The organism is Lysobacterales bacterium, from assembly GCA_014946745.1.
Lineage (GTDB): Bacteria > Pseudomonadota > Gammaproteobacteria > Xanthomonadales > Xanthomonadaceae > Aquimonas.
Genome location: JADCRD010000003.1, coordinates 304,817 through 318,335 on the forward strand (window position 1 = coordinate 304,817; position 13,519 = coordinate 318,335).

Below are 13,519 nucleotides of genomic sequence, written 5' to 3' on the forward strand. Positions count from 1 at the left end.
CATGACCACGGATGTGATCAAACGCGCCCGCCATCCGCTCGGCGCCGTGCCGCTGGGCGCGACCCTGCGGGATGCCTTCATCAAGCTCGATCCGCGCGTGCAGGCGCGCAACCCGGTGATGCTGGTGGTGCTGCTCGGCACCCTGCTGACCTTCGCCATCGCCCTGATCGGCGGTACCGATGACCCACGCTTCGGCTTCACCCTGGCGGTGGCGGCGATCCTGCTTGCCACCGTGCTGTTCGCCAACTTCGCCGAGTCGGTGGCCGAGGCCCGCGGACGCGGCCAGGCCGCCAGCCTGCGCGCCACGCGCAGCGAGCTGATCGCCCGCCGTGTGGTCGACGGCCGCGAGGAGCGCGTGCCGGCGACGGCCTTGAAGCGCGGCGAGCGGGTGCGGGTGTCGGCGGGCGAGTTGATCCCCGCCGATGGCGAGATCCTGGAAGGCCTCGCCAGCATCAACGAGGCCGCGGTCACCGGTGAGTCGGCGCCGGTGCTGCGCGAGGCGGGCACCGACAAGAGCAGCGTCATTGCCGGCACCAAGGTGCTCACCGATACGATTCTGGTCGAGGTCAGCGCCGATGCTGGCGACAGTTTTCTCGACCGCATGATCCGCCTGGTGGAGGGCGCGCAGCGGCAGAAGACACCCAACGAACAGGCGCTCGGGGTGCTGCTGTCGGCGATGACCGTGATCTTTCTGGTGGTCTGCCTGAGCCTGCCGCCGATGGCGCGCTTTCTCGGGTTCCAGCTCGACACCGTGATGCTGGTGGCGCTGCTGGTCTGCCTGATCCCGACCACGATTGGCGGCCTGCTGCCGGCCATCGGCATCGCCGGCATGGACCGCGCGCTGCGCGCCAACGTCATCGCCAAGAGCGGCAAGGCGGTGGAGCTGGCGGGCGATATCGACACCCTGCTGCTCGACAAGACCGGCACGATCACCCACGGCGACCGTCAGGCCACGGCTTTTCACCCGCTGTCCGGCATTGCCCCGGAGCGCCTCGCCCGCGCGGCCCAGATCGCGTCGCTGGCCGACCCGACGCCGGAGGGCAAGTCGATTGTTCGTCTCGCCGAGCGCGGCGTTGGCGCGGCCGCGCTCGGCGCCGACGCGCGCGTGGTCGAGTTCAGCGCCCGCCTGCGCATGTCCGGCGTCGATCGGCCCGGCCAGCCGCCGCTGCGCAAGGGCGCCAGCGATGCGATCGCGCGCTTCGTCAGCGAGCAGGGTGGCCGCGTGCCTGCGGGCCTGCAGGCGATCGTGGATCAGGTCGCGCGCGGTGGAGCGACGCCGCTGGTGGTCGCCGAAGGTGCCAGCGTGCTCGGCGTGATCGCCCTGTCCGACGTCATCAAGAGCGGCGTGCGCGAGCGCTTCGCCCGCCTGCGTGCGCTGGGCGTCCGCACGGTGATGATTACCGGCGACAACCCGCTGACCGCCGCTGCGATCGCGGCCCAGGCCGGCGTCGACGACTTCATGGCCGAGGCCACGCCCGAGGACAAGCTGGCGCGCATTCGCGCCGAGCAGGCGGGCGGCCGGCTGGTGGCGATGGTCGGCGACGGCACCAACGACGCGCCGGCGCTGGCGCAGGCCGATATCGGCCTGGCGATGAACGCCGGCACGCAGGCCGCCAAGGAGGCCGCCAACATGGTCGACCTCGACAGCGATCCCTCGAAGCTGCTCGACGTCGTCGAGATCGGCAAGCAGCTGCTGGTCACCCGCGGCGCGCTGACCACCTTCTCGCTGGCGAACGACGTCGCCAAGTACTTCGCCATCCTGCCGGCGGTGTTCGCGGCCGGTGTCCCCTCGCTGGCGGCCCTTGACCTGATGCACCTGTCGAGCCCGAGCAACGCCGTGCTGGCTGCACTCATCTTCAATGCCCTGATCATCCCGGCGCTGATTCCACTGGCGCTGCGCGGGGTCAAGGTGAGCGCCACCCGCGGCGATGCTCTGCTGGCGCGCAACCTGCTGGTGTTCGGGCTCGGCGGCGTGCTGGTGCCCTTTCCCGCCATCAAGCTCATCGACCTCGCGCTGGTCGCGAGCATCGGCGTGTAGTCGAAACGAATCCGGAGTCCCGAATGTCCGCTACCTGCGTCTCAGCGTCCCCTGACCTCGATACCCGCGGCGGCGGTTGGCGCCCCGCGATCGTGGGCGCCGCGCTGGCCGTGACGCTCTGCGGCCTCGCCTATCCGACCCTCGGCAGCGTGCTCGGCGCCGCCCTGTTTCCGGCCCAGGCCGCCGGCAGCCTGGTCTGGCGCGAGGGTGCGGCGGTGGGTTCGGCGCTGGTCGCGCAGCCTTTCGCCGACGCGCGCTATCTGCAGCCGCGGCCCTCGGCGGTGGGCTTCGACCCGCGCGCTGCGGCCGGCAGCAACCAGGCGCCGAGCCACCCGGCGCTGCGCCAGCGCATGCAGGCCGAGGCGCAGGCCGTGGCGGCGCGCGAGGGCATCGCGCTGGCCGAGGTGCCGGTCGAGCTGATCAGCGCCAGCGGCTCCGGCCTCGATCCGCATCTGTCGCCCGCCGCCGCCGAGCTGCAGGTGCCCCGCATCGCGCGGGCCCGCGGTCTCGATCCCGCCGCGGTGCGTGCGCTGATCGCGGCGCACACCGACGGGCCGTGGCTTGGCGTGTTCGGCGAGCCGCGGGTTAACGTGCTTGCCGTGAACCTCGCCCTCGACGACGCCACGCCGTGATGCCCGACGCCCGCAGCGCCCAAGCCGACGCCCTGCTCGGGGGCCTGCAGCGCGAGCGCCAGCGCGCCGCGCTGAAGGTGTTTCTTGGTGCCGCGCCGGGCGTCGGCAAGACCTACGCGATGCTGTCGGCCGCCCGCGAACTGATGCGTCGCGGTGTGGATGTGGTGGTGGGCGTGGTGGAAACCCACGGCCGCAGCGAAACCGCGGCCCTGATCGACGGCCTCGAGGTGCTGCCGCGGCGGCGTATCGAGTACCGCGAGCGCGTCATCGACGAGCTGGACCTCGATGCGCTGCTGGCGCGCCGGCCCGCCGTTGCGCTGATCGATGAACTCGCGCACAGCAATGCCCCGGGCAGCCGGCATCCGTTCCGCTACCAGGATGTGGCCGAGCTGCTCGATGCCGGCATCGACGTCTACACCACGGTCAACATCCAGCACCTCGAAAGCCTCAACGACATCGTCGAGCGCCTGACCGGCGTGCGCGTGCGCGAGACCGTCCCGGATGCCTTTCTCGACCGCGCCCGCGACATCGTGCTGGTTGACCTGCCGCCGCGCGAACTGGTCGAGCGCCTGCAGCAGGGCAAGGTCTATGCGCCTGAGCTGGCGGGCTCGGCGCTGCAGCGCTTCTTCACTCCATCGAACCTCACCGCGCTGCGTGAACTCGCGGTGCAGCAGGTGGCCGACCGGGTGGACGCCGATCTGCGCGAGACCCTGACCGCCGCGGGGCAGCAGGTGGTTCCGATCCGTCGCCGCCTGCTGGTCGCGATCGACGGCAGCGACAACAGCGAGTACCTGGTGCGCGTGTCGCGCAGAATCGCCGAGCGACGCGGCGCGCCCTGGACAGTGGCGTTTGTCGACAGCGGCGAGGTCAGCGCCGAGCGTCGGCGCGCCCTGGAATCGGTGTTCGCCCTGGCGCGTCGGCTCGGCGCCGAGACCGAGTGGCTGCGCGGCAGCGACGTCGCCCATGCGCTGCTCGACTACGCCAGCCAGCAGGCGGTCTCCGGTCTGGTGCTTGGCCGCACCCACGAACGTCCATTCGCGCGCATGGTCAACCGCACGCTCACCCAGCGGCTGCTGCAGCACGGCGCGCATCTGGAGCTGACCATCGTCGCCACCCCCGAACAGCGACGGCGGGCGCGGCGCAGCGCCGGGCGCTGGGCGATCTGGCGCTGGAGCGATCTGGCAGTGGCGCTGGTCGGCGTCGCCTGCGCCTTGGCGGTGGCCTGGGCCGTCGAGCAGCTGTCCGCGCTCAGCGATCTGTCCTCGATCTTCCTGGTGACCGTGCTGCTGGTGGCGGTGCGCACGCGCGGCAGCGTGGCTGCGCTGACCGCAGTGCTGTGCTTTCTCGGCTGGAACTTCCTGTTCACCGAGCCGCGCTACACCCTGCACGTGGTCGAAAGCAGCGACGTGGTCAACCTGCTGGTGTTCCTCGCCGCCGCCCTGCTGGTCGGGCGCCTGGCCAGCCGTCTGCGCCGGCAGGTCGTGCAGCTGCGCGAGGCCAATGCCAGCGTGCAGGCCCTGCGTGGGCTGGGCCGCCAGCTGGCGGCGGCCGCCGACGAGGAGTCGGTGCTGGCCGCGGCGCGGCGCGGGCTGACGCGGGTCGCCCCCGGCGAGGTCCGCCTGCTGCCGCGTCTTGGCGAACGCATCGAGGCCGCACCGGCGGCTGCCGACTTCACCGTGACCGATCGCGCGGCGGCCGACTGGTGCAGCGCGCACGGCCGACCGGCTGGGCGCGGCACCGATACCCTGCAGGCCTCGCCCTGGTGGTTCCTGCCGCTCAAGGCCGGCGAGCGCAGCCTTGGCGTTGCCGGCTTCCGCTTCGACCCCTCGGTGCCGGCCAAGGCCGAACAGGTGGCGCTGATCGAAGCGATGGTGGACGACATCGCCGAAGCGCTGGCGCGCGTGCGCATGGGCAGCGCGCTGGAGGCCGCGCGACTGAAGTCCGAGACCGAAACCCTGCGCGCCGCCCTGCTGTCCTCGGTGTCGCACGATCTGCGCTCGCCGCTGGCCTCGATCAACGGCTCGGCCGAAAGCCTGATGGCCTACGGCGACCGCATGCCCGGCGAAGACCGGCGCGCGCTGGAGGCCTCGATCCTCAGCGAGGGCCAGCGACTGGATCGCTACATCCAGAACCTGCTCGACATGACCCGCCTGGGCCACGGCGAACTCAAGATCGAGCGCGACTGGATCGCACCGGGCGACCTGCTGGGCGCGGCCGTGCGCCGGCTGCGCAAGCAGTATCCGGAGGTGCCGGTCAGCCTGCACGCGGCCGAGGAGCTGCCCCTGCTGCACGTGCATCCGGCGCTGCTGGAACAGGCAGTGTTCAACATCCTGGAGAACGCCGCGCGGTTTTCGCCTGCAGGCGAAGCGGTGGAGGTGTCGGCGCGGGTCATCGACAACGATGCCGAGCTGCGGCCGGCCCTGCGCATTGAAGTGCTCGATCGCGGCCCCGGCATTCCGGAAGACGAGCGCGCGCGCATCTTCGACATGTTCTATTCGGTCGCCCGCGGCGATCGCGGCAAGGGCGGCACCGGGCTGGGGCTGTCGATCTGCCAGGGCATGGTCGGCGCCCACGGTGGACGGGTCGAGGCCTTGCCCGGGCCTGCCGGGGTCGGCACCCTGATCGCGGTGACCCTGCCGATCGCAGCGCCTCCCGAACCGACCGAATGAGCGACGCCAAGCCCCGCATCCTGGTGATCGATGACGAACCGCAGATCCGGCGCTTGCTGGAGATCAGCCTGCGGGCCCAGGGCTATGCGGTCGAAGAGGCCAGCAGCGGAGCCGCAGGCCTGGCCGCGCTCGCCACCCACGGCGCGGACCTGGTGGTGCTCGACATCGGCCTGCCGGACCGCGAGGGACACGAGGTGCTGCGCGACATCCGCAGCTGGACCGAGGTGCCGGTGATCATGCTGTCGGTGCGCGCGTCGGAGAGCGAGAAGGTCAAGGCGCTGGATCTCGGCGCCAACGACTACGTCACCAAGCCCTTCGGCGTGCAGGAGCTGTCGGCGCGGGTGCGGGCGCTGCTGCGCACCCGGCCCGCCGCGACCGACGCGCCGGGCTTCGATGATGGTCACCTGCAGGTCGATGCGCTGCGGCGCACGGTGGCGCTGGATGGCGCTGCGCTCAAGCTCACGCCCAAGGAATGGGCCCTGCTGGTGCTGCTGCTGCGCCATCGCGGCAAAGTGCTGACCCAAGGCCAGCTGCTGCGCGAGCTGTGGGGGCCCGACCACGACGGCGACAGCCACTATCTGCGGGTGCTGGTCGGCAAGCTGCGGCGCAAGCTCGGCGATGATTCCGCCGCCCCGCGCTACATCGAGACCGAGCCCGGCGTGGGCCTGCGCTTCGGCGCCTGAGAGCGTGCGGCGCAATCGCTTGGCGCCCTGAACACTCGTCTGCCGGGCACACTCCGCGCTCAGCCTTCGCGAACCCCGCCCATGAAGAATGCCGCCCGCCTCCTGCTCGTGCTCGCACTCGCCGCCCTGTTCGCCTGGGCCTGGCGCAGCGGGCTGATCGCCGAACTCGACTTCGCCACGCTCAAGGCCCGGCAGGCGGAGCTGTCCACTTGGGTGGGCGCGCATTGGCTGCTGGCCTTCGCCGCCTTCTTCGGCGTCTACGTGCTGGTGACGGCCGCTTCGATCCCAGGCGCGGTGGTGCTGACGCTCGCCGCCGGGGCGCTGTTCGGGCTCGGCTGGGGCGTGCTGCTGGTGTCCTTTGCCAGCACGCTCGGCGCCTCGCTGGCTTTTCTGTCGGCGCGCTTCCTGTTCCGTGAGGCGATTGAAAAGCGCTTCGGCGAGCGTCTGCGCGGCATCGATGAGGGCGTGCGCCGCGAGGGCGGGTTCTACCTGTTCACCCTGCGCGTGGTGCCGCTGTTTCCCTTCTTCGTGGTCAACCTGGTCAGCGGCCTGACCTCGCTCAAGCTCTGGACCTACTACTGGGTCAGCCAGCTCGGCATGCTGCCTGCCACCGTGGTCTACGTGTACGCCGGCACCCAGCTCGCCAGCATCGAGTCACCCGGCGACATCGCCTCGCCCGGCCTGCTGCTGGCCTTCGTCGCGATTGGCCTGCTGCCGCTGCTGCTGAAAGGCGCGCTGGGCTGGCTGAAGGCGCGCCGCGTCTACGCCGGGTTCAAGCGCCCTCGCCGTTTCGACTACAACCTGGTCGCGATCGGCGCGGGCTCGGCAGGGCTGGTCACGACGTACATCGGTGCGGCGGTGAAGGCCAAGGTCGCGCTGATCGAGAAGCACCGCATGGGCGGCGACTGCCTGAACACCGGCTGCGTGCCCAGCAAGGCGCTGATCCGCAGCGCGCGCCTGCTGGCCGAGGCGCGCGACAGCGAGCAGCTCGGCATCCGCCGCCTGCGCGCCGAGTTCGACTTCGCCGAAGTGATGGAGCGCGTGCAGCGGGTGATCCAGAAGATCGAGCCGCACGACTCGGTGGAGCGCTACACCGGCCTGGGCGTCGAGGTGATCGAGGGCGAGGCCAAGCTGGTCAGCCCCTGGGAGGTCGAAGTCGGCGGCCGCCGCATCAGCGCGCGCTCGATCGTGATCGCCACCGGCGCGCGGCCGACGGTGCCGCCGATTCCGGGCCTGAACGATCTCGACTACCTCACCAGCGACACGCTGTGGGGGCTGCGCGAACTGCCGAAACGGCTGCTGGTGCTGGGCGGCGGGCCGATTGGCTGCGAGCTGGCGCAGAGCTTCGCGCGCTTCGGCGCGCAGGTGCGCATCGTCGAGATGGCCGAACGCCTGCTGCCGCGCGAGGACGCCGAGGCCGGCGCCGAGCTGGCGGCGCGGCTTGTGCGTGAGGGTGTCGAACTCGCGCTGGCCACGCGTGCGCTGCGCTTCGAGCGCCTGTCCGATGGCAGCGGACGCCTGCACGCGCAGGGCCCGCAGGGCGAGCAGAGCTTCGACTTCGACCGCGTGCTGCTGGCGCTGGGGCGCACACCGAACACGCAGGGCTTCGGGCTGCAGGAGCTGGGCGTCGAGCTCGGCCCGCGCGGCCATGTCGCGGTGGACGCGCTGATGCGCACAAACTTCCCGAACATCCTGGTCGCCGGCGATGTTGCCGGGCCCTACCAGTTCACCCACGTGGCCGCACACCAGGCCTGGTATGCCGCGGTCAACGGCCTGCTGGCGCCGTTCTGGAGCTACACCGTCGACTACCGGGTGATCCCCTGGGTCACCTTCACCGATCCGGAAGTCGCACGCGTGGGCCTGAGCGAAGACGAAGCCCGCGAGCGCGGCATCGAAGTCGAGGTCACCCGCTACGGCATCGACGATCTTGATCGTGCGATCGCCGACGGCAACGACCACGGCTTCGTCAAGGTGCTGACCGCACCGGGCAAGGATCGCATCCTCGGCGCGCTGATCGTCGGCGCGCATGCGGGTGAGCTGCTGCCGGAGTTCGTGCTGGCGATGAAGCACGGGATCGGTCTGAACAAACTGCTCGGCACCATCCACGTCTACCCGACCATGAGCGAGGCGAACAAATACGCGGCCGGCGTCTGGAAGCGCGCCAATGCCCCGCAGGCCGCCTTGCGCTGGGCCGAGCGCTTCTTCGCCTGGCGAAGATCATAGGGTGGGTCTTGACCCACGGTCGCTCGACCTTCGGCGGATCACCAGAGATCCCGCCGCAACGCATCGCTATCGCATAGGGTGGGTCTTGACCCACCAAAGCTAGACGCTTGCCGCATGCTTCTGCGCTTCCGGCGAAGTGGGTTGTCGCTCGAAAGCGGTGGGTCAAGACCCACCCTATGTGGGGGGCTTGACGCTTGGCGCATCCTCCTGCGCGTGCGGCGAAGTGGGTCATCGCTCGAAGGCGGTGGGTCAAGACCCACCCTATGCGTGGAGGGTCGCGATCGGCAACGAGGGTCGCGATCGCGCATCGACAGCGCCGATCTGCATCGACGCTCGCGGCCCGCGGTGCTTCACGCTCGTCGAATCTCCAAGGCGTTCGCCGCAACGCATCGCCATCGCATAGGGTGGGTCTTGACCCACCGTTGCTCGACGCTTGCCGCATCCTGCTGCGCGTGCAGCGAAGTGCGTCATCGCTCGAAAGCGGTGGGTCAAGACCCACCCTATGTGGGGGGCTTGACGCTTGCCGCATCCTGCTGCGCTTGCGGCGAAGTGGGTTGTCGCTCGAAAGCGGTGGGTCAAGACCCACCCTATGTGGGGGGCTTGACGCTTGCCGCATCCTGCTGCGCTTGCGGCGAAGTGCGTTGTCGCTCGAAAGCGGTGGGTCAAGACCCACCCTATGCGCGGAGGGCCGCGACAGGCACCGAGGGCGGTGATCCGCACCGACGAACACGGGTGGCGGCGCTTGACGCCGCGTCAAGCGCGGCGCTGGACGCTTTCAGGATTCCGGCAGCACCGGCCGCCGCCGACACTGCGCCTCGCGTCGAATCCATCGACGCGCAGCGCAGGCCGGCGCTCTCCGGCGCAAGGAATCGAAATGCAGCAGTGGATCGATGTCGAAGGCGACACGCATCGCCTGATCGTGGTCAGCTCGGAAGCGGTCTACGCTGAGGACTACAGCGCCGCCACCGTGCGCGCCCAGCTGCAGCGGCTGGAGGCCGGCGAGTCGCCCGCCCAGGTGTTCGGCAGCAAGGCCACCCATGTGGTGCTGCGCGCGGTCAAGCGCGTGCTGCAGAGCAGCGTCGACAGCGATATCGATTTCGAAATCGGCGAGGACAAAGAAGCCAAGACCGAATCGCTGACGATCGAGGACGCCGGCATCCGCGACGCGGTGTTCGGTGCAGTCGAGCAGGCCACCTACGGCCGTCTGCGCCGCTACGAGGACAGCTACAGCAAGCCGCGCGCGGCCTTCGCGTCGGCGCTGACGTTCAGCGTTCTGGCAATCGGCACGGCCATCGCCACCCAGGCGGCGGCGGCCATCCGCGCTGCCGAAGAGGTCGAGATCACCGGCCGCAAGAAGGGCCTGAAGCAGATGCTGGTGTGGGTGCTCGACACGCTCGGCCCTTGGGGCTGCAGCATCCTCGGCGGGCTGCTGTGCGCGTTCGCGCTGTTCGTGCTGATCCAGCGCGTGCAGGCGCCGCCCCATCTGCAGATCCTGCAGGCCAGGCCCTACACCCCGCAGCATGGCATCGTGACCGGCTTCAAATACGCGCTGCTGGCTGGGCTCTGGGTGCTGATGGGGCCAGGGTTGTTGGGTTGAGCGCTGGCAATCGAGAAGCGAGAAAAGAGAAACGAGAAACGAGAAACGAGAGTGGGGAATCGATGATCGCGTTCGCGGCTGGGGCGCCTCGGCCGCGTTGCCGCGTTGCCGCGAGCTTCGCTGATTCCTGGCAGTTGACTGCAGAGTCTCTATTCCCGACGGCCGGCATCAAGGCTACCTTTCCGACCCCCACGCCAGCGACCGCCCCGTCCATGCCGCCTTCCGAGTTTCCCCAGCTGCTCGCCCAGTACATGCGTCGTATCCGCGCGAGCGCGGCGGGGGTGGCGGCGGAGATCGGGCTCAGTCGCGAGGCGGTCAACAACTGGCGCAATGGCGATGCGCTGCCGGGGCGCAAGCACCGCGACCGGGTGCTGGCCTGCGCGCGCTACCTGCGCCTGAGCGAGGTCGAAACCAATCGGCTGCTGGCAGCGGCCAGCTTCGAGCCCGAGTTTCCGCAGGAGCGCCCGGGCGCGGTGCCGGCGCCGGCGGAAGCGCGCGTGGAGCCGCCTTCCGCGCAGGTCGTGCAGGTGTTCGACCGCCTGCAGGCGACCCGGCCCTATCCGATCCTGATGCTGCTCTGCCCCGCGCATCTCGGCCAGCCGCCGCAGCGCGAAGCCATGCTGGACGAAGCGGTGCGGCGCTACGGTAGCGGTCGCGTGCTGCATCTGCAGCCGCCTTTCAGCCTGAGCGCGGACGCGCCCGAGTACTTCGCCGCGCTGGCGGCGCAGTGCGGGCTTGAGGGCGTGGAGTCCGACTTCGCCTTCGAGGCCGCGCTGGACGCGCGGCTGCAGCGCGATGGCCAGCTGTTCTGTCTGGTCAGCCGCTTCGAGCAGGGCGATCCGGCCCTGCGCGAGCTGCTGGCCGGCATTCTGCGCAGCCTGAGCGAGATGCACAGCGGTCGCCTGCACCTGCTGATCTGCGGCGGGGCTGCACTCGCCGAGCTGAAGTACCTGGGCGGGGATCTGTCCCTGCTCAACATCGCCCACAGCGAGCGCTGGCCCGAGCCCGAGGCCGCTGCGTTCGCGCAGGCGCGCGGCCTCGACCTGGCCACCGCGCAGCAGGCGCTGGCGGTCAGCGGTGCGCATCCGCTGCTGCTGGAACAGGCCGTCGAAGCGCTGCGGCACGCGCCGCGGCCCGAGAGCGAGTCGCTTGAGCGCGAGCTGGCCGCCAGCGACCTGCTGTGGCCGGCCTTTCTGCCGCATCTGGCGGAACCCGCCGCGCGTGCGCGGTTGGCGCAGTGGCTGGTGGCGCCGCGACTGGGGCCGGCCCGGCCCTGGCTGCTGGACCCGCAGCTGCGCGCGCTGTACTGGGCCAACCTGCTGATCGAGCGCAGCGCTGACGACGGCCGCTGGCTGGAGTGGCGCTGTGAGGCCGTGCGCCGCGCCGGACGTGCCGCGCTGGCGGCGGCCGGCGAATGAAGGGATCGCGCCTGCGCTTCGCGCGGCCCGCCGCGTGGCGGCTTGTGCTTGTCGGCGTGCTGACCTGGCTGCTCGCCAGCGCGGTCTTTGCGCCCTGGCTCAATCCCTTCATGGGCCGTGACCTGCTGCGTCAGGCCGAGACCGGGTCAATGCTCGGCCTGGTGCGACTGCAGACCGGCGTCGCCCTGCAGGGGGCGGTCGACTACTACGCGCATGAGGGGCGCTGGCCGCAGCATCAGCAGGATGTCGTCCTGCAGATCAATCCGGGCATGTATACCTTCGACATGCCGCGGCCGCTGCAGCTGCGCCTGACCTACGGCAGGAGCTTCGAGCCCGACAGCGGCCTGCGCGACAGCGTGCTGCTGTTCGACTACGCGCCGGAAAGCGGGCGCTGGCACTGTCGCGCGGGCGACCCGCCGCCGCCGAACCAGTGGCTGCCCGCCGAGTGTCGCGCGCTGCCGAGCGGTCCGGGCCTGCTGCAATGGGCGCTGCTGCTGGCTGCCCTGACCTTGCTGGGCCTGCTGCTGTGGCTGCTGCTGTTCGACCCGCGCCTGCGCGCGCTGCAGCGTGCGCCGCGCCGACTGCGCCGGCAGCCTTTGTCCGACCTGCCTGCGCTCGACTGGCGCCTGCGGCTGCTGCTGCGCCGCCGCGGCGCGCTGGCCGCCGCCGAGATCCATCCGCAGGACTGGGCCGCGGCGCTGCGCTGGTTGCAGCATCCGGCCGCCGAGCGCGCGCTGCGCTTGGCCCACCGCATTGGTGCCGACAGCGTGCCGCTGACCGACTGGTCGCTGCCGGGCGATGCGTTCGAGTGGCGTCTGCCGCAGACCTTGCCGCTGGCGCTGGAGCGCGTGCTGGTCTATCTGCCGCCCGTGGGACTGCCCAGCCGCGAGCTGGTGCGCCGACTGCAGTCGCAGAGCACCGGCCAGGACGTGCTGCTGGTGCTGTCGGCCGAGCGTCGCGACGATGCCGCCCTGCTGGCCTGGGGCAGCGACCCCGGCCACCTCGGCGTGGCTGTGGATGCGTCGAGCCAGAGCGAATGGCTGCTGCACCCGCAGCCGGTCGAGGTGCTGCTGGCCCTGCTCGCCCGGCAGCTGCGCGTGACCCGTATCTCGCCCTACCAGACGCGCGGCGGCGTGACCCGTCCGGCGGGCTTCTTCGGCCGCAGCGAACTGCTGGCCCGCGTGCTGGGCCGCGAGCCCGGCAACTACCTGCTGGTCGGCGGTCGTCAGCTCGGCAAGACCAGTCTGATGAAGGCGATCGAGCGTCGCTTCGAGGGCCATCCGCAGGTCGCCTGCCACTATCTTTCGCTGCGCGATCATCGCCTGCTGCCGCGCCTGGCCCAGCTGGCGCGACAGCCGGTCGACGCCCCGCTGGATTCGGTGCTGCAGGCGCTCAAGCAGGCCAGCGGCGACCGCCGCCTGCTGCTGCTGCTGATCGACGAGTGCGATCTGTTCCTCCGCGAAGAGGCGCGCAGCGGCTATGCCCAGCTCGCCGCCCTGCGCGCGCAGAGCGAAGAAGGCCGCTGCCACTTTCTGCTGGCCGGCTTCTGGGACCTCTACGAAGCGGTGGCGCTCGATTTCGCTTCGCCGATCCGCAACTTCGGCGAGGTGATCCGGCTCGGCGCGCTGGAGCGCGAGGCCTGTCTTGAGCTGGCCGTACTGCCGATGCAGCGGCTCGGGCTGGGCTATGCCGAGCCGGGTCTGCCGGCGCGCATCGTCGACGCCTGCGGCCAGCGCGCCAACCTGGTCGCCATCGTCTGCCAGCAGCTGCTGGAGCAGCTGGGCCGCGGCGAGCGCAGCTTCAACGCCGCGGCCGTCGATGCCGCGCTCGCCGCCGATGCGGTGCAGGACGCGCTCGCCGGCTGGTCGCGCTTGAGCCCCGAGCCGCAGGCCTGCGCGCTTGATCGCGCCCTGGTCTACCGGATCGCGCGCAGCGCGCTGGCCGGCGGCGCGGGCCTGCGCATGGCCGAGTGGCTGGCCGAGCTCGATGCCGCCGGCGCGGTGGTCGAGCCCGAAGCGGTGCGCCGCAGCTTCGCCCGACTGCAGCTGGCCTATGTGCTGCTGCGCGAGCAGGCGGGGCCTGAAGAAGACAGTTCAAGCGCCGACCGATCCGCGCACGATCCCGGCAGCTACCGTTTCGCCGTACCGCTGCAGGCGCGCCAGTTCCAGGCCGATGAGGTCGACGCCCTGCTCAGCCGCGAGCTGCGCGCGCTGGCGTCATAGGGTGGGTCTTGACCCACCGGAGCGCTGATCGCACAGG

General features: G+C 70.9%; 8 protein-coding genes. All 8 read left to right on the plus strand.

Annotated features, from left to right (window positions below; genetic code table 11):
* The first annotated feature begins 1 nt into the window (after position 1).
* The 8 genes from kdpB (at position 2) to H4O13_17175 (ending at position 13,482) form a co-directional block, all read left to right on the plus strand.
* Entirely contained in the window at positions 2-2,038 is a 2,037-nt protein-coding gene (gene kdpB / locus H4O13_17140) for a potassium-transporting ATPase subunit KdpB (protein MBE5317121.1), read from the plus strand.
* A gap of 23 nt (positions 2,039-2,061) precedes the next feature.
* The gene (kdpC, locus tag H4O13_17145) at positions 2,062-2,670 is read left to right on the plus strand and encodes a potassium-transporting ATPase subunit KdpC (protein MBE5317122.1); all 609 of its coding nucleotides are present in this window, start codon (positions 2,062-2,064) and stop codon (positions 2,668-2,670) included.
* On the plus strand, positions 2,670-5,339 hold the full coding sequence (locus tag H4O13_17150; protein MBE5317123.1) for a sensor histidine kinase KdpD: 2,670 nt from the start codon (positions 2,670-2,672) through the stop codon (positions 5,337-5,339). The genes kdpC and H4O13_17150 overlap by 1 nt, the downstream gene beginning before the upstream one ends.
* Positions 5,336-6,022, plus strand: a complete 687-nt coding sequence (locus H4O13_17155) for a response regulator transcription factor (protein MBE5317124.1) — start codon at positions 5,336-5,338, stop codon at positions 6,020-6,022. The genes H4O13_17150 and H4O13_17155 overlap by 4 nt, the downstream gene beginning before the upstream one ends.
* An 81-nt stretch (positions 6,023-6,103) precedes the next feature.
* On the plus strand, positions 6,104-8,245 hold the full coding sequence (locus tag H4O13_17160; protein MBE5317125.1) for an FAD-dependent oxidoreductase: 2,142 nt from the start codon (positions 6,104-6,106) through the stop codon (positions 8,243-8,245).
* Between the two features lie 874 nt (positions 8,246-9,119).
* Positions 9,120-9,842, plus strand: coding sequence for a hypothetical protein (locus tag H4O13_17165; protein MBE5317126.1), 723 nt, complete (start codon positions 9,120-9,122; stop codon positions 9,840-9,842).
* 212 nt (positions 9,843-10,054) lie between these two features.
* Positions 10,055-11,260 (plus strand): hypothetical protein, encoded by a 1,206-nt coding sequence (locus H4O13_17170; GenBank protein ID MBE5317127.1) that lies wholly within the window; start codon positions 10,055-10,057, stop codon positions 11,258-11,260.
* Positions 11,257-13,482 carry an ATP-binding protein gene (locus tag H4O13_17175; GenBank protein ID MBE5317128.1) on the plus strand — a complete coding sequence of 742 codons (2,226 nt, stop codon included), beginning with the start codon at positions 11,257-11,259 and terminating at the stop codon, positions 13,480-13,482. Before H4O13_17170 ends, H4O13_17175 begins: the two co-directional genes overlap by 4 nt.
* Positions 13,483-13,519 lie beyond the last annotated feature (37 nt).

Coding starts and splice junctions, on each gene's coding strand:
- kdpB (MBE5317121.1), top strand. CDS start 2: ATGACCACGGATGTGATCAAACGCGCCCGCCATCCGCTCGGCGCCGTG.
- kdpC (MBE5317122.1), top strand. CDS start 2,062: ATGTCCGCTACCTGCGTCTCAGCGTCCCCTGACCTCGATACCCGCGGC.
- H4O13_17150 (MBE5317123.1), top strand. CDS start 2,670: ATGCCCGACGCCCGCAGCGCCCAAGCCGACGCCCTGCTCGGGGGCCTG.
- H4O13_17155 (MBE5317124.1), top strand. CDS start 5,336: ATGAGCGACGCCAAGCCCCGCATCCTGGTGATCGATGACGAACCGCAG.
- H4O13_17160 (MBE5317125.1), top strand. CDS start 6,104: ATGAAGAATGCCGCCCGCCTCCTGCTCGTGCTCGCACTCGCCGCCCTG.
- H4O13_17165 (MBE5317126.1), top strand. CDS start 9,120: ATGCAGCAGTGGATCGATGTCGAAGGCGACACGCATCGCCTGATCGTG.
- H4O13_17170 (MBE5317127.1), top strand. CDS start 10,055: ATGCCGCCTTCCGAGTTTCCCCAGCTGCTCGCCCAGTACATGCGTCGT.
- H4O13_17175 (MBE5317128.1), top strand. CDS start 11,257: ATGAAGGGATCGCGCCTGCGCTTCGCGCGGCCCGCCGCGTGGCGGCTT.